The sequence below is a fragment of the Thalassospiraceae bacterium LMO-SO8 genome (assembly GCA_031655335.1).
GTDB lineage: Bacteria > Pseudomonadota > Alphaproteobacteria > Rhodospirillales > Casp-alpha2 > UBA1479.
Genome location: CP134226.1, coordinates 3,702,240 through 3,719,113, shown reverse-complemented (window position 1 = coordinate 3,719,113; position 16,874 = coordinate 3,702,240). Strand labels below are relative to the sequence as shown.

Sequence of the window (16,874 nt, the reverse complement as noted above, 5' to 3'; positions counted from 1 at the left end):
GCGGGGTTGGATTGGCCGTTTCAGGCCAGAAGGACGAACCGTCACAGGTTCAAACACGGAAATAACAAACAGGGCCGGCCGAATAATGTTTAAAAAAATTCTCATCGCCAACCGGGGCGAAATCGCCTGCCGCGTCATGAAAACGGCGAAGAAGATGGGGATCAAAACCGTCGCCGTCTATTCCGACGCGGACAAGCTGGCCCTGCATGCCGACATGGCCGACGAAGCCGTGCACATCGGCGCCTCGCCGTCGTCGGACAGCTATCTGGTGATCGACAAGATTCTGGCCGCCATCGAGCAGACGGGCGCCGACGCGGTTCATCCGGGATACGGATTTCTCTCGGAAAACGCCAAGTTCGCCGAGGCCCTGGCCAAGAAGGGCATCGCCTTCATCGGCCCGCCCGTGGGTGCCATCAACGCCATGGGCGACAAGATCGAATCCAAGAAACTGGCGGAAAAGGCCAAGGTCAGCGTCGTCCCCGGCCATACGGAAGCGATCGCGGACCCCGACATGGCGGTCGAGATCGCCAACAAGATCGGCTATCCGGTGATGCTGAAGGCGTCCGCCGGCGGCGGCGGCAAGGGCATGCGCATCGCGCACAACGACGCCGAATGCCGTGACGGCCTGCAACGCGCGCGGTCCGAGGCGGCGTCCAGCTTCGGCGACGATCGGGTGTTCGTCGAGAAATACATCGTCCAGCCGCGCCACATCGAAATTCAGGTGCTGGCCGACAAGCACGGCAACTGCGTTTACCTGAACGAGCGCGAATGCTCCATCCAGCGCCGCCACCAGAAGGTGCTGGAGGAGGCGCCGTCGCCGTTCCTCGACGCCAAGACCCGCAAGGCCATGGGCGAACAGGCCGTGGCCCTGGCTCAGGCGGTGGATTATTGCTCGGCCGGGACCGTGGAATTCATCGTCGACAAGGACAAGAATTTCTTCTTCCTGGAAATGAACACGCGCTTGCAGGTCGAACATCCGGTGACAGAATTCATCACCGGCCTGGATCTGGTCGAACTGATGATCCGCGTCGCGGCGGGGGAAAAGCTGCCCTTCGCGCAGAAGGACGTGCCGCTCAACGGCTGGTCCGTCGAGGCCCGCATCTACGCCGAGGACCCGTTCCGCAACTTCCTGCCGTCGACCGGGCGCCTGGTGCGTTACCGCCCGCCGGCCGAGACGGAGACCGTGCGCGTCGACACCGGCGTGTTCGAAGGCGGCGAGATTTCCATGTTCTACGATCCCATGGTCGCCAAGCTGGTGACCTATGGGAAGGACCGGAATGCCGCCATGGACGAGATGGCGCGGGCCCTGGACCGATTCCAGATCACCGGCATCGCCAACAACATCGCCTTTCTGTCGGCTTTGATGGCGCACGAGCGGGTGCGTTCGGGCGAGTTCTCCACCAACTTCATCGCCGAGGAATATCCCGACGGCTTCAACCCCAAGGACGCCGTGCAGGACGACCCGACCCTGAGCGTCGCCGTCGCCGCCGCCATGCACCGCGCCTATCAGGACCGCGCCGCCGGTATCAGCGGTCAGGTCGAAGGCCATTCCCGCGCCGTTTCCGCCGACTGGGTGGTCGTTCTGGGCCGCGATCCCCATCCGGTCCACGTCGATCCCGCCGACGGCGGCTACGACGTGACCTATGGCGGCAAGACCTTAAAACTGCGGACCGATTGGCGGCTTGGCGACACCTTGATGGAGCTGACGCTGGACGGCAAGCCGCAGAGCGTCCAGGTCGGGCGCGCCGATATTGCCTACCGCATCATCCATGCGGGGACGGAATCGCGGGCCCTGGTGCTGAGCCCCGGCACGGCCGAATTGTACCGCCATATCCCGGAAAAGCAGCCGCCCGACACGTCGAAATTCCTGATGTCGCCCATGCCGGGGCTGCTGGTGTCGCTCGCCGTCGCGGTCGGGCAGGAGGTCAAGGCCGGCGAGGAGCTTTGCGTTCTCGAGGCCATGAAGATGGAAAACGTCATGCGCGCCGAAAAGGACGCCGTGGTCAAGGAGATCAAGGCCGCCCCCGGCGACAGCCTGATGGTCGACCAGATCATCCTGGAATTCGAGTGACCGCCCCGACGGAGTGACAGGCCGTCATGTCCGGCCCCATCGAAACCGTTCATGTCGTCATTTCCGGCCGGGTCCAAGGCGTGTGGTTCCGGGGCTGGACCTGCGAGCAGGCGCGGGAACTGGGGCTTTCGGGCTGGGTCCGCAACCGCCGCGACGGTACGGTCGAGGCGGTGTTCTCGGGCAGGCCGGATGCCGTCCGCCGGATGATTGAACGCTGCCACGAAGGCCCGCCGGCGGCGCGGGTGGACAGTGTTGTCCGCATGCCCGCCACCGCCCCCGGCGTGACCGGGTTCGACGCCCGGCCGACCGTCTAGGGCGTCTTAAGCCGCCCGCACGCCTTCCAGGAACCTCTCGACCTGCTGCTTCAGGTGATCGGCCTGGGTGTTCAGGGAACTGGCGACGCTGGTGACCTGGGTCGCGGCGGTGCCGGTTTCCCCGGCCGAATGGGTCACCTCGATGATGTTGGAGGTGACTTCCTGGGTGCCGGTCGAGGCCTGTTCCACGTTGCGCGCGATCTCGCTGGTCGCCGCCCCTTGTTCCTCGACGGCCGACGCGATGGTGCTGGCGATCTCGCTCATCTCGCTGATGGTCGAGGTGATCGACTTGATCGCCCGCACGGCATCCTGGGTTTCCGCCTGGATATCGGCGATCTGCTGGCTGATCTCGTCGGTCGCCTTGGCGGTCTGGTTGGCCAGATTCTTGACCTCGCTGGCGACCACGGCGAAGCCCTTGCCGGCGTCGCCGGCGCGGGCGGCCTCGATGGTCGCGTTGAGCGCCAGCAGGTTGGTCTGCTCGGCGATGTCGGTGATCATGTCGACGACCTCGCCGATACGATGGGCGGCGCGGGCCAGTCCTTGGATTTGTTCGTCCGTGTGGTTGGCCTCGTTGACCGCCCGTGCGGCCACGTTGGACGACTGCGCGACCTGACGGGCGATTTCCTGGATCGAGGAGGACAGTTCTTCGGTCGCCGTGGCGACGGTCTGCACATTGGCCGAGGCCTGTTCGGCGGCGCCGGCGACCGTGGCCGCCCGCTCGTTGGTGCCGTCGGCGATCTTGGACATGGTCGACGCGGTCGAGGTCATCTCGGCCGCCGATGTGGTCAGGGATTGCAGAAGCGCCGAGACGTCGGAATCGAACGAGCCGGTCAGGGCCTCGATCTGGCGGCCCCGTTCCTCGCGCCGTTTCTGGGCCTCCCGTTCGCGGGCCGCAAGCTCGTCGGCCTTGATCATGCTTTCCTTGAACACCAGGACGGCCCGCGCCATGTCGCCGACCTCGTCGCCGTTTTTCTGGCTGGGAATGTCGACGGTCTTGTCGCCGCCGGCCAGCGACGTCATGGCCGCCGTCAGGGCGGTCACGGGCCGCGCGATGCCGTTGCCGATCAACAGCGCCGCCAGAACGCCCAACAGGACGCTGACGCCGGCGACCACCAGGGTTACCATCATCGCCGTCTTCATGGCCTTGCTGGTGGCCGGCCCCAAGGCTTCCTGAACGGCCTTCAGGTCGTTCCGCAGGTCGTTCATCAAGGCCGCGATATTGGGGCCGACGAAGCCGATGGTGCCGAGCACGAGTTCGTCGCGTTGGGCCATGACCTCGCTTACTTCCGTGAGGGCGGCTTCGTACTGTTCCAGCATCTCGGCGATCTTGGCGGTGGTGGCCTTGCGTTCCTCGTCGAACAGCTCGTTCTGCAATTCGGCGATGTTTTCCTTCATCTCGCCGGCGGCTGCCATGGCCTTGTCGAAATCGTCGAGCTGGTTGGCCGTGATGAACTTGTTGGCGTAAAGGCGCATGAGCAGAAGCGAACGCTGGGTCTTCGCCGCGCGGTAGGCGGCGGACACGTCCGTCTCGTCATAGGATTTCTGCATGAGGGCGGTGAGCTTGCTCTCCATGTCCGGGCCGATCACCTCCATCTGGCTTTGGGAGATGGAATTCCGCTTGGTTTGCAGGGACGTGACCTGGTCGAACGCGGACCGATAGGTGCCCAGGTTCTCGATGGCGTTGGTGATGGTCTTCTTGCGTTTGGGGTCGGTGACCTGGCCGTCCAGAGTCTCGATCAATTCCATGGTCTCGGAAATGCGTTCCTCGAATTCCGCGATGGCGTCTTCCGACGACTGGGTGATGTAGTCGCCGACCGCCAGTTGGGCCTTCTGCAGGGTGGCCTGGACCATGGCGGCGCGGTTCGACAGGGCGGCCTGCTCACGGTACTGGGTGAAGTTGCCTTCGCCGCTCTGCAGGCTGACGCCGCCGGTTGCGCTGATGACCAGCAGCAGGGCCAGGACGATCCCGAAGCCGATGAAGATCTTGGTCAGAATCTTCGTGTTGTTCATGAATGACAGGAACAAGGACATGGTGCGGACTCTCCTCCAAATACGATGCCGTGCGGTCCCCCCGGTCCGCAGCAATCGACGGCAATACACCGTTTATTTAAAAGGAAAAATCTGGCCGTTGGTCATACTTTTAAAATCAGACCGAACGCATGAATTAAAATAATTATATATAACAGATAGTTAAGGTCATTTCCTAATTTAGTTTGTCATAAAATTGTATACGAAAAAACGCGATTTGTTGTCAGGTTTTTGTCATTTTCGCGGCCGCGACAAGCGCTCAATCCGCGAAGTCGAGAATATCGCGCACCTTGTCGATGCCGCTACGCGCGCATTCCGCGTCGATGTCGCCGCCCGGCGCGCCGGACACGCCGACAGCCCCCACGAGGGAGCCGGCAACGCGGATCTGCACGCCGCCGTCCATCACGATAATGCCCCGCATCTGGTTCAATTCAGGGCGGATGTCGCCCCGGGATTTTCGCATTTCGCCGGAATCGGAGCCGGACATGACGACCAGGCCGGCCTTGCGCTCCGCGATTTCCAGGGTGTAACGGCTGGCCAGGGTGTCGCGCTGGGCGGCGATCATGTTGCCGGCCCGGTCCAGCACCACGGCCGAGGCCTGGTATCCCTTGTCACGGCAGGCGTGGACGGCGCCTTGGGCGATCTTGGCGGCCAGGTCAGACGACATGATGCGGACCTTGATGATCTCGCCCTCGGCCTGTGCGGGCGGGGCGGCAAGGGCGGCGACGGCAAGGGCGGCCGCGGCGAGGGTGGCATGCAGCTGTTTCATGGTGGTTGTCCTCCCGTTTGGCGCGCGGGCGGGCAGGGGGGCATCCGCGCGAAATCTCATATTCGACTTTATGTAACTGTTATCGCATAGTTGAGCAATCCCCAACCGGGTCACCACCCTGCAACGACGACAGGATTCCCACATGAAACGTTTCTTCGCATTGATATGGGTCATTCTCGGCATGACGGCACCCGCCGGCGCGCGGGCCAGCGAAGCCATCGCCGACCAGTATCCGGCCTCCGCCCTTTACGCCAAGCCGGTCGAGGTCATTCCCCATGTGTGGTCGGCGATCGGCGCCACGGCGCCGCCGACTTACGAAAACTGGGGCCATAACAACAACCTCAGCTTCATCGTCACCGGCGACGGTGTCGTGGTGGTCAACGGCGGCGGGGCCTACCTTCTGGCCAAGGCCCTGCATGACGAGATCAAGCGCATCACCCCGCAGCCGGTGAAACTGGTCATCAACGAAAACGGCCAGGGCCACGCCATGCTGGGCAATTCGTATTGGGCCGAGCAGAAGGTGCCGATCCTGGCGCACGGCGATGCGGCCAAGGAATTCGCGGCGCGCGGCGCGCAAATCCTGGCGTCGGCCAAGGGCGTGCTGAAGGAACGGGCCGCGGGCACGCGGATCGTCGGTCCCACGGAAACCTTCACCGACAAGCGGGTGATCGAGATGGGGGGCTTCCATATCGAGGTCCTGCATCTGGGGCCGGCCCACAGCCCCGGGGACACCCAGGTCTGGCTGCCCAGGCAATCTCTGGTCATCGCCGGGGACATGGCGTTCCACGAACGCATGCCGCCGATCTTCGACGACACGGACACCAAGGGCTGGGTCGAAACCTGGGCAGGGCCGTTCGAGGGCCTGAAGGCGACCTACGTCATCCCCGGCCACGGCCATCCCACCAACATGGCCCAGGTGCGGCGCTATACCCACGACTATCTGGTCTATCTGCGGGGCAATATCCGCGAACACCTGGATGGCGGCGGCGACCTGAAGGGCGCCTATTACGTGGACCAGTCGGCCTATGCCCATCTCGACACCTTCAAGCAGCTGGCGACCCGCAACGCCGGGCGGGTGTTCGTGCAGATGGAGTTCGAATAGCGGGTAGGCCGCTGCGGGACCGCGGCCTGTTGTCGGCAGGGGGCTAAGGTTGCTATCTAGAACCTTCGGCTGGCGCACGTCGGCCGTGGCATCGCCCGCGATCAGATCGAACGGCCGAAACCGAGATGCATGCCCTGCCGAGAGTGTCTGCGAACCTGAAAACGGCGGCCTGCCTGCTGGGCCTGTGGATATGGATCGGCGTGGCGGCACCCGTCCAGGCCGAGAACCGCGGCGACGGCCTGACCCCGGTGCGGGTGCAGCTGAAATGGCGCCATCAGTTCCAGTTCGCCGGCTACTACGCGGCGATCGAGAAGGGGTTCTATCGCGACGCCGGGCTCGACGTGACCCTGATCGAATATTCGCCCGGCGTGACGCCCATCGACCAGCTGATGCAGGGCCGCGTGGAATTCGCCGTCGCCGACACGGGGGCGCTGATCTACCGCGCGAGCGGCGTGCCGCTGGTCGCCCTGGCGGCGATCTACCAGCATTCGCCGTCGATCCTGATGACCCGCGCCGACACCGGTATCGAAACGCTTGAGGACCTGCGTTTCCGGCGGCTGATGCTGGGCGGCGGCTTCATGAACGCCGAACTGACGACGATGTTGCGCAATGCGGGCCTGCCGGTCGAGAAACTGGACCTGGTGCCCAGCGACACCTCGCTCGACACGCTGATCGATGGCCGGGTCGACGCCTACACCGCCTATACGACGAACGAGCCCTATTTCATGGCGCAGCGGAAGATACCCTTCAAAATCTTTCAGCCCCGCGATTACGGCGTCGACTTCTACGGCGATGTGCTGCTGACCAACGAGAAGCTGATCGACGAGAAGCCCGACATGGTCGAGGCGTTCCGCGCCGCGACCCTCAAGGGCTGGAGCTACGCCGTCGGCCACCCGGACGAACTGATCGAGGTGATCCTTAAGCGCTACAACACCCAGAACAAGGTCCGCGAGCACCTGGAATTCGAAGCGTTGGAACTGACCAAGCTGATCCTGCCCAACGTCGTTCCCATCGGCTACATGAACGAGGAACGCTGGCGCCGGATCCAGGCGGTGTTCGAACAGCAGGGCCGGCTGTCCGACCAGGTCAATCTGACCCGGTTCATGTACCCGTCGGGGGATTGGGGGCAGATCATGCAATACATCGACCGCTACCGCGCGGAACTGGCGGCGGGAATCGTCGTCCTTCTCGCGCTGTTGGCGGTTTCCCACATCGCCAGCCTGCGGGTGCAGATCAAGGCCCGCACGCGGGAACTCGAAGTCGCCAAGCGCCGGGCCGAGGACGAGGCCCGAACCGACGAACTGACCGGGCTGTCCAACCGCCGCGCTTTCTTCGAAGGGTTCGGGCGCGACATCGCCCGCGCGGAGCGGCAGAACGCGCCGGTATCGCTGATCCTCGCCGACGTCGACAACTTCAAGCAGATCAACGACACCCACGGCCATTCCGTGGGGGACGTGGTGCTGCGCCGGGTCGGCGGCGTGTTGCGGGCGCATGTGCGCTCGGGCGATCTCGACGCGCGGATCGGCGGCGAGGAATTCGCCCTGGGCTGCTTCGGCTCCCCCCTTGAGGAAACCCGCCAACTGGCCGAGCGGCTGCGCCGGGAAATCGAACAGATGGGAATGACGCACGACGGCCGGCCGCTCACCGTGACGCTCAGTTTCGGGGTGACGGAACGGGCGCCCGGTCAGACGGCGGAACAGATGTTCGACGATGCCGACCGCGCGCTGTACGAAGCCAAGCGGGGCGGGCGCAACCGGGTCGTCGCCCACGCGCCGCAGGACACCTGAGGGTGCCCGGTCAGGGCCCGAAGCTGGACCGTGATTGAATGCCCCAGCGCCCGTCCAGGCGGGTCAGGATATACAGGGAATCATAGACGCCGATGACGCTGCCGTCGGCGCGGAAGCGGGTATAGACCAGCCGCCAATGGGCCTTGTCGGCGTTGAACTGGATCAGTTCGCGTTCGTTCCATTCGCTGTGATGCCAGTTGTCCTGGGCCTTCAGGCGGTCGAACAGGTCCATGGGGTTGGCGTCCGGGCCGTCATAGATGGTGACCTTGCCTTCCGCCAGGCGCGGATGGGGATAATGCATCAGGGCCGCCATGGCCTTGGCGTCATGGGCGTTCAGTGCTGCCATGTGGCGGTCGAGAAGGTCCAGCCCGGCCGCCTCGACGGCGGCCCTGTCGGGAGTATTTTGCAAAACTGGCTCCTTAGGCTTGAGGGGTTCCGAACACCTCGGCGAAGGTCTGGCGCAGGACCACGTCGACCTCGGGCGTGGATGCCGTGATCCCCAGGTCGACCAGGGACGTTACCCCGTGCTCCGCGATCCCGCAGGGGACGATGCCGTCGAAATGGCTCAAATCCGGTTCGATGTTCAGCGAAACCCCGTGGAAGGTCACCCATTTGCGCAGGCGCACGCCGATGGCGGCGATCTTGTCCTCGCGGTACAGCTTCGACCCGGGCGCGCCGCGCGCGACCCAGATGCCGACCCGGCCGTCGCGCCGCTCGCCGATCACGTTGAAGCGGGCGAGGGCGCGGATGATCCAGTTCTCCAGGTCGCAGACGAAGGCGCGCACGTCCTCGCCGCGCCGTTTCAGGTCCAGCATCACGTAGCCGACCCGCTGTCCGGGGCCGTGATAGGTGTAGCGCCCGCCGCGCCCGGTCTTGTGGACGGGAAAGCGGTCCGGGTCCGTCAACTCGGCCGGATCGGCGCTGGTCCCGGCGGTGTAGAGCGGTGGATGCTCCAGCAGCCAGACCATTTCCGGCGCGGTGCCGGCGCGGATCGCGGCGACGCGGTCCTCCATCACGGCCACGGCCTCGTCATAGGCCACGGGCGTGTCCGATATCCGCCATTCGACGCCTTGGTCCGTCATCAATTTCCTATTTGCTCCGCCGTGGTCGCGCTTCCGCTTGATATGGGTGCGCCGATTTGCTATCTGCCGCCATGTATTTCGCAGGTGACGTGCTTGCGGCAAGGAAAAATGCGGTCGTGGCGGAATTGGTAGACGCGCAGCGTTGAGGTCGCTGTGGGAGAGATCCCGTGGAAGTTCGAGTCTTCTCGACCGCACCAAACCTTGAATAGGCATGAAAAAACCCGGGCTCTGGCCCGGGTTTTTTGCTTTTCCGGGCGAAATTGTAATGAATTCGGGCTATTGTCGCTTTCGCGCGGCCGATCTGCGGTGGGCCCGCAATCACGCCATCTGCGGCAGCCTAGACCCCTGGATCGGAGACCCGCGCCATGAGCGAGCGCCCGGACGACACGCTTGAGATGGAGCCCGCGGCCAAGCCCGAGGAGCCGACCGAGCCCGAGCACGACGAGGTCGATGCCGCCGTCATCACGGCGCTGGACGCGGGCGATACGGCCGGTCTGAGGGAACTGGTCGACGGTCTGCATTACGCGGACGTCGCCGACATCGTCGAACGCCTGAACCCGGACCGCCGCGAACAGCTGATCACCGAGATCGGGCCCGACATGGCGCCCGACGTGCTGGCCGAACTGGACGAGTCGGTGCGCGAGGAAATCTTCGAGGCCATGGCCCCGGAGCAGATCGCGGCCCACGTCCAGGAACTGGATTCCGACGACGCGGTCGAAATCGTCCACCAGATGGAAGCCCCCGACCAGCAGAGGGTGCTCGACGCCATGCCGGCGCCGGACCGGCGGCTGATCGAACAAAGCCTGTCGTATCCCGAGGAATCCGCCGGCCGCCTGATGCAGCGGGAAATCGTCACGGTGCCGACCCATTGGACCGTGGGCCAGACCATCGATTTCATGCGCCAGGCGGCGGAAGGCGACGACGACATCCTGCCGGATTCATTCTACGACATCTTCGTCGTCGACCCGACGCACAAGCCCGTCGGCACGATCCATCTGAGCCACCTGCTGCGGTCCAAGCGGCCCGTGAAGGTCTCGGACATCATGGAGACGGAGCTCAAGCTGATCCCCGTGAACATGGACCAGGAAGACGTCGCCTTCCTGTTCCGTCAGCGCGACCTAGTGTCCGCCCCCGTGGTCGACGAGGCGCAGCGCCTGGTCGGCGCCATCACCATCGATGACGTCGTCGACGTCATCCACGAGGAACACGAGGAAGACATGCTGGCGATGGCCGGCGTGGGCGAGGACGATCTGTACGACGCCGCCATCGACACGACCAAGGCGCGGTTCCGCTGGCTGCTGGTCAACCTGTTCACGGCGATCCTGGCGTCGCTGGTCATCGGCCTGTTCGCGACGACGCTGGAGCAGATCGTGGCGCTCGCCATCCTCATGCCCATCGTCGCCTCCATGGGCGGCAACGCGGGCACCCAGACGCTGACCGTGGCCGTGCGCGCCATGGCCATGCGCGAACTGACCGCGACCAACGCCTACCGCGTGATCGGCAAGGAAGTTCTGGTCGGCGTCATCAACGGCGTGCTGTTCGCCGTCATCACGGGGGCCGTCGCCTGGTTCTGGTTCGGGCAGCCGCAGATCGGCCTGATCATCGGCCTGGCGATGATCATCAACATGATCGTCGCGGGCCTGGCCGGGGCCGCGATTCCGCTTATCCTCGACCGTTTCGGGATCGATCCGGCGATTGCGTCCTCGGTGTTCCTGACCACGGTGACGGACGTGGTCGGTTTCTTCGCCTTCCTGGGGCTGGCGGCGGTGTTCCTGCTCTAGCCGCCGACGGCGAACTTTACGTTAACGTAAACGTTAGCTACAGTTCCGGCCATGGCACTGGACCAGACACAACCGACCTTCGGCATCGCCGAACTGGCCCGCGAATTCGGGATCACCACCCGCGCGATCCGGTTCTACGAGGACAAGGGGCTGCTGACTCCGGCGCGGGACGGCCAGCGGCGCGTCTACGGCCCCCGCGACCATGTTCGCCTGCGCCTGATCATGCGCGGCAAGCGCCTGGGCTTCTCGCTCGACGAAATCCGCGAAATGATCGACCTGTACGACGTTGATCCCAGCGAGGTTTCGCAGCTCAAGCTGTTCATCGGCAAACTTCAGCTGCGGCGCGAACAACTGCGCATTCAGCAGGAAGACATTGCCGAGACCCTGGCCGAGCTGGACCGCCTGGAAGCCCAGTCGCAGGACCTGCTGACCCAACGGGAGCAGCCGCGCACCAAGGCCGCCGGCTGATCCCGCCATTCCCCCTGTGACCAAGATTGATTTTAGGCCGTCCCTGTGAGAAGGAAGGGAGCGGAGGATACATCATTGCAAAACACCAAGAATACCCCCCTGCGGGTCGCCATGGGCGGCCTGGGCGCCGTCGGTCTGCCGGTGGTGGAATGGCTTGATTCCCGGGAAGAACCGGGCCTGGAACTGGTCGCCGTGTCGGCCGGCGACAAGGAACGGGCGGTCGGCCGTCTGGCTCATCTGAAGACGCCGCCCCAGGTGATGGAACTGGCCGATCTGGCCGCCGTCGCCGACGTGGTGGTCGAATGTGCGCCGCCGGAACATTTTCTCGACGTCTGCGGCCCGGCCGTGGAACAGGGCCGCATCCTGGTGCCGCTTTCGGTCAGCCAGCTTCTTCATCACATGGATCTGGTCGACCGGGCCCGCGAAACCGGCGCCACCATCGTCGTGCCGACGGGGGCCCTGGTCGGCCTGGACACCGTGCGCGCCGCCGCCGAAGGCAATCTGCGGTCGGTCGTCATGCGCACCCACAAGCCGCCCGCAGGCTTCCAGAAGGCCCGCTGGGTGCGGGAGCAGGGCATCGACCTGATGGGGCTGACCGCGCCGAAAAAGCTGTTCGAAGGTTCGGTCCGCGACGCCGCCGACAAATTCCCCGCCAACGTCAATGTGGCGGTCGCCCTGGGCCTGGCGGGGCTGGGCGTCGATGAAACGCGCTACGAGGTCTGGGCCGATCCGACGATCACCCGCAACACCCATTGGATCACCGTTGAATCCGATATCGTGCGGGTCGAAATGAACATCGCCGGGGAGCCGACGGCGGAAAACCCCGCGACGGGCAAGATCGTGCCGCTCAGCATGATCGCGACCCTGCGGGGGCTGGTCAGCCCGCTCCGGGTCGGGACCTGAACGCGGCCGGGCCCGCACCGGGTTAATCCGGTACGGGCCCGTCGGCTCGGTCAGGCGCAGCAGGATCAGGCGGCGCGGATGCCTGAAACCGGATCGTTAAAGAGTCATCGTCTCTGTGCCGCCATACTGACGGCTGGGATGGAAGAGCCGACAACCTGCGAGTTGGCGTTTTGGCCGCTTGCATCGAGCGAACTGGCAAAGAAAGTTCGGACGGTGGTCCCCTGTCCCAGGGCGCTCTCGATTTCCAACCTGCCTTGATGCATTTCCACCAGCGCCTTGGAAATTGCGAGTCCCAGCCCCCAGCCGTCCTGCGCAACATAAGGGTTCGTTTGTCCCCGCGCGAATGGCTGCACAATACGCTCCAGGTCCTCGTCCGCAATACCGCGGCCGGTGTCGGATACAGTCAGTTCCACACCCTCATCGATATGACATGCGGTCATCCGAACGCTTCCGCCGTTTGCGGTGTACTTCAATGCGTTGGACAGGAGATTGAGCAAAATTTGCTGTACCGCCTGATGATCTGCGATGAACGATACTTGGGCGGATTCCTCTGCAATTTCGATCCGGATATCGCGCTCCAGGGCAATGTTCTGGATGATCGCGTGACATTCCTGGAACGCTTCAAGTGCATTGAGATTTTCGAAGAACAGGCGGGGCGTTTCCGACTCAATGGCGGACAGATCCAATATTTGGTTTACCAGACCTAAAAGATGCTGCCCGCTTCTGTGTATATTGCAAGCGTACTGAACATAAGTGGCGGACAACGGCCCAAGGAACTGCTGCGACATCATGTCGGAAAACCCCAGGATCGCATTCAACGGCGTCCTGAGATCGTGGCTCATGGCGGCCAGGAACTGTGACTTGGCACGGCTGGCTGCTTCCGCCGTCTCCTTGGCCGCGATGAGTGTTCTTTCAGCCTTCTTTCGCTCGCTGATGTCCTGCAAGACAACCGTGAAAATCTTTTCGCCGTCCAACGCCAGTTGAGAAACCGACGCCGCGGCGGGAAACTCCGTACCGTCCTCGCGGACACCGACAACCTCTCTTCGCTTGTCCATGCGGCGCGCCGTATCCCCACTTCGTTCGAATGTCCGCACATGGTTTCGGTGTTCCGCATGGAACCGCGCCGGCATGAGCATTTCCAGCGGACGGCCGATCACGTTCTCGGGTGCATATCCAAAGATCTTTTCGGCACTCTGATTGTATAGCTGTATGGTCATATCCGCGCCGACGGTGATCACGGCCTCCGGCGCGATATCGAGAAGCTGTTGTACCCGCGCTTCGGCCCGTTTGGCGTTCTCTTCCGCGCGTTGCAGGTCGGTGATGTCGAGGATTGTCCCGTCCATCCGAACGGGATTTCCGGCATCATCGAACGTGACTTCACCCTGTTCGTGGACAACGCGGATGTCGCCCCCCGGCAGGACGATCTTGTGAACGATGGAATAATCCGCTTCACCTGCCAGCGCGGCGTCCACGGCCTGGGTCACGCGAGACCGATCTTCGGGCGCCACAAACCCGAGAAAAGTCTCATAGGACGGTTGCATTTCGCCGGGAGCAAGGCCGAATAACCGATAGACCTCGTCCGACCACCAAAGGGTGTCCGAAAGTTCCCAATGCCAGTTTCCCAGCCGCGCGATGCGTTGGGATTTACGCAGAAGCGCCTCGCTTTTTCTCAACGCGTCTTCGGTTTTACGCCGTTCGGTTATGTCGTTGAAAACGACGACGACGCTGCCGTCCGACGTTGGGACCCTGTACTGCTCGATCACGCGTCCGCCGACCGTGTCCTCGGAAAAATTGGGGATGGGAGACCGGCACACCTCAAGCCGCGCTGCGAGACCTTCCTTTGCATCCTCCGATCCAAAATCGCCTCTTTCTGCCCGGTATCGCAGAACATCCAGGAAGGACAGACCTTCGCGCGCCAAAGCCGGCGGCACGTCGAAGGTCTCCGCGAAATTCGAACTCATGATCTCAATCGTGAAGTCATGATCGAACATGTAGATCCCGCCATGCATGGTCTCGATCGCCGTCCGCAGGCGGGATTCGCTTTTCTTCAGAAGGCGGGCCTGATGGGTCACCTGCCGGTCGAGTTGTTCCTGTTTGGCGAGAAGGATCTTCTCGTTCGACTTGCTCCGGGTGATGTCCGTGTGGGAGATCAATATCCGGGGTGTTTCCCTAATCATGACCGGCAACGCCCTCATTAGAAACCAGCGCTGCACGCCGTCACCGTCACAGGGGTATTCGATCTCAAACCCTTCTGATTTCTCCGCAATCAGGTCCTGGAGACCTCTCGACACCCTGTCGGCATAGGGCGCGCCGAAATTGACCGCCTGGGCCAACACACTCAGGTAGTTTTGTTGCCCCCCACAATCGGACCCATTGCCGCGCCGGCTGTTGTATGATTCCTTCCAGGCCTTGTTGACCCAAACGACGGTGCCGTCGTTGCCGATCAAGGCGATCTGGTCGGGGTGGTTGTCGAGAAGAAGCTCCATTGCCGTGACCTGCCTCAGGCGGCGCGAATACGGTCCGCCAGGTCGATGACCTGCTGCTTCAGTTCGCCGGAATCCCGGTCCATGGTCTCCGATGCCTGCAAGAGTTCACGCGCATTGGAGCCGGTGCTGTCGGCGGCTTGGGCGACTCCCACGATATTGCTGGAGACTTCCTGGGTGCCGGTGGCCGCCTGTTCGACGTTACGGGCGATTTCCTGGGTTGCGGCGCTTTGTTCTTCCACCGCCGCGGCGATCCCGTTGGTGGCGTTGTTGATCTCCTCGATCACCTTGCCGATGGCCAGGATGGCATTGACCGCGTCGTTCGTCGCCGCTTGGATTTCGGAGACCTGAGAGGAAATCTCTCCGGTCGCGCGTGCGGTCTGGTTCGCGAGGTTTTTGACCTCCGATGCAACGACGGCAAAGCCCTTGCCCGCCTCGCCGGCGCGGGCCGCTTCGATGGTGGCGTTGAGGGCCAACAGGTTGGTCTGCTCGGCGATATCGCTGATCAGCGCGACGACCTCGCCGATCTGGCCGGCGGCCCGGGCAAGTCCCTGGACCTTGGTGTTGGTCGCATCGACCTCACGCACGGCGCGTCCGGCGATTTCCGTCGACTGCACGACCTGCCGGCTGATTTCCGACACGGACGAGGCCAGTTCCTCGGTCGCCGCGGCGACGGTCTGGACATTGGCGGACGCCTGCTCGGACGCCCCGGCGACGGTGCCGGACTGCGCGGAGGCCTGCTCCGCATTGGCGCTCAGGGTTTGCGCCGAGGTCTTGACCTGGGATGCGGCCGCCGCCATGCGCTGGGCGATGGCGCCGATGCTGCTCTCGATCTGGCCGGCGACGTCGGCCAGCATCCGGGCGCGGTCCTCGGCCGCCTTGCGGTCGGCCGCTTCCTGCGCGGCCTTCAGGCGCTTCACCTCGATCGCGTTGTCGCGGAAAACCTCGACCGCGCGGGCCATGCTGCCCACCTCGTCCCGGTTCTTGGTGTAGTCGATCTCAACGTCGGTGTCGTCCTCGGCCAGGCGGCCCATGACCTCGGTGATCCGCGTGACCGGCACGGAAATGGAGCGGCCGATGAGGAAGGCGGCAAGAATGCCGAAGATGAAGGCGGCGGCCGTGCTGCCGATCAGCAACTGGATGCCCAGATGTTCGTCCTGCTCGGCCTTCAGGGCCGCGGCGGCGGTGAACTGTCCCAACTGGTTCAGGACGTCGACCAATTCCTTGTCCAGCTTTTGCTGCTCCTGTTCGGTTGTCGCGGCAAGCGCCTTCGCGGCCTCCACGTTACCCGACGCGAGAAGCTTGAGGGTTTCTTCGCCGTGCTTCTCGTAGGCAATGTGTTCCTCGGTGATCCGGGTCAACGCCGCGTTCAGCCTCTCAAGTTCCTGCCGCGCCTCGGGCGTGGCCGCATGCTCGATGGCGGCGGTCGCCATTCCGGCGGCCTGTTTCAACTCGGCGTCGACCTTATGGCCCAGGTCGGCGAATTTCTTCGACGTGACGGAGATATCCGCGGGATTGAGGTGCCCCGCGGACTTGGACAACAGGATCGCCTGCTCCAACTGATGCACGGTGATCTTGGTGACGATCTCGGTCAGTGGCAGGTCGCGTTCGGCGATCTCTTCGATCTCGGCGCCGATTTTGTGCATCTTCCAGATTCCGGTGCCGGCCACGGCCGCCAAAATCAGCAGAAGCACCAGGGCCAGGGCGTTGATGCGGCTGGAAACACGAAAATTGGAAAGGCTCATTGGTTCGATTCCCTTGAAACGTCGACCTTCGGCAAATGCCGAAGGCGGGTGAAACTGGATAACCGTGTGTCGGGGGCGGCGGAACCTGTCCTACTGCGGCGGCGAGGTTCCGATGTGTCCAGAAGACGGTGCCGATTCTCAATTTGACACGAAATCTGGAAGTGTCTCCGATCCCCGATGGGTTCCTGCCGATCCATTTCGGCGGGGACCCCCGGTTTTGTGGGCTTTGGCGCCAGCGTCCGAAACCGATCCATCCGGTTTCGAAACAGACAGCGCAAATCCTGTGCCAACACCCGCGGGCCACGGGCAGCCCGCGGGTGTTCAGGGGCTCTCGGGGGGGC

General features: G+C 63.7%; 13 protein-coding genes and 1 tRNA gene. 8 read left to right on the top strand and 6 right to left on the bottom strand.

Annotated elements, in window-relative coordinates:
• Positions 1-85: 85 nt before the first annotated feature.
• Together RJ527_17995 and RJ527_17990 are read left to right on the top strand one after the other, a co-directional pair.
• On the top strand, positions 86-2,071 hold the full coding sequence (locus RJ527_17995) for an acetyl/propionyl/methylcrotonyl-CoA carboxylase subunit alpha (GenBank protein WND75904.1): 1,986 nt from the start codon (positions 86-88) through the stop codon (positions 2,069-2,071).
• A 38-nt stretch (positions 2,072-2,109) separates the two neighbouring features.
• Positions 2,110-2,385, top strand: coding sequence for an acylphosphatase (locus RJ527_17990; protein ID WND78084.1), 276 nt, complete (start codon positions 2,110-2,112; stop codon positions 2,383-2,385).
• Between the two features lie 6 nt (positions 2,386-2,391).
• On the opposite strand, the gene RJ527_17985 is transcribed toward RJ527_17990, so the two are convergent.
• Together RJ527_17985 and RJ527_17980 are read right to left on the bottom strand one after the other, a co-directional pair.
• A complete protein-coding gene (locus tag RJ527_17985; protein WND75903.1) occupies positions 2,392-4,416 on the bottom strand; it encodes a methyl-accepting chemotaxis protein in 2,025 nt (674 codons plus the stop codon).
• A 256-nt stretch (positions 4,417-4,672) separates the two neighbouring features.
• A complete protein-coding gene (locus tag RJ527_17980; protein WND75902.1) occupies positions 4,673-5,182 on the bottom strand; it encodes a heme-binding protein in 510 nt (169 codons plus the stop codon).
• Between the two features lie 142 nt (positions 5,183-5,324).
• Between RJ527_17980 and RJ527_17975 the strand changes: the two genes are divergently transcribed.
• Both RJ527_17975 and RJ527_17970 read left to right on the top strand, forming a co-directional pair.
• Positions 5,325-6,284, top strand: a complete 960-nt coding sequence (locus RJ527_17975) for an MBL fold metallo-hydrolase (protein ID WND75901.1) — start codon at positions 5,325-5,327, stop codon at positions 6,282-6,284.
• A gap of 125 nt (positions 6,285-6,409) precedes the next feature.
• On the top strand, positions 6,410-8,071 hold the full coding sequence (locus RJ527_17970; GenBank protein ID WND75900.1) for a GGDEF domain-containing protein: 1,662 nt from the start codon (positions 6,410-6,412) through the stop codon (positions 8,069-8,071).
• A gap of 10 nt (positions 8,072-8,081) precedes the next feature.
• On the opposite strand, the gene RJ527_17965 is transcribed toward RJ527_17970, so the two are convergent.
• Together RJ527_17965 and lipB are read right to left on the bottom strand one after the other, a co-directional pair.
• Positions 8,082-8,480, bottom strand: coding sequence for a hypothetical protein (locus RJ527_17965; protein WND75899.1), 399 nt, complete (start codon positions 8,478-8,480; stop codon positions 8,082-8,084).
• A 10-nt stretch (positions 8,481-8,490) separates the two neighbouring features.
• Positions 8,491-9,153, bottom strand: a complete 663-nt coding sequence (gene lipB / locus RJ527_17960; protein ID WND75898.1) for a lipoyl(octanoyl) transferase LipB — start codon at positions 9,151-9,153, stop codon at positions 8,491-8,493.
• A 110-nt stretch (positions 9,154-9,263) separates the two neighbouring features.
• Here lipB and RJ527_17955 point away from each other — a divergent pair.
• The 4 genes from RJ527_17955 (at position 9,264) to RJ527_17940 (ending at position 12,305) form a co-directional block, all read left to right on the top strand.
• Positions 9,264-9,350: transfer RNA gene (locus tag RJ527_17955), tRNA-Leu, on the top strand.
• Between the two features lie 168 nt (positions 9,351-9,518).
• On the top strand, positions 9,519-10,934 hold the full coding sequence (gene mgtE, locus RJ527_17950) for a magnesium transporter (protein ID WND75897.1): 1,416 nt from the start codon (positions 9,519-9,521) through the stop codon (positions 10,932-10,934).
• A gap of 51 nt (positions 10,935-10,985) precedes the next feature.
• Positions 10,986-11,402 (top strand): MerR family DNA-binding transcriptional regulator, encoded by a 417-nt coding sequence (locus RJ527_17945; protein WND75896.1) that lies wholly within the window; start codon positions 10,986-10,988, stop codon positions 11,400-11,402.
• A gap of 75 nt (positions 11,403-11,477) precedes the next feature.
• Entirely contained in the window at positions 11,478-12,305 is an 828-nt protein-coding gene (locus RJ527_17940) for an aspartate dehydrogenase (GenBank protein WND75895.1), read from the top strand.
• A gap of 104 nt (positions 12,306-12,409) precedes the next feature.
• On the opposite strand, the gene RJ527_17935 is transcribed toward RJ527_17940, so the two are convergent.
• Both RJ527_17935 and RJ527_17930 read right to left on the bottom strand, forming a co-directional pair.
• Positions 12,410-14,791, bottom strand: coding sequence for a PAS domain S-box protein (locus RJ527_17935; protein ID WND75894.1), 2,382 nt, complete (start codon positions 14,789-14,791; stop codon positions 12,410-12,412).
• A 14-nt stretch (positions 14,792-14,805) separates the two neighbouring features.
• Positions 14,806-16,533 (bottom strand): HAMP domain-containing methyl-accepting chemotaxis protein, encoded by a 1,728-nt coding sequence (locus RJ527_17930; GenBank protein WND75893.1) that lies wholly within the window; start codon positions 16,531-16,533, stop codon positions 14,806-14,808.
• Between the last annotated feature and the right edge of the window lie 341 nt (positions 16,534-16,874).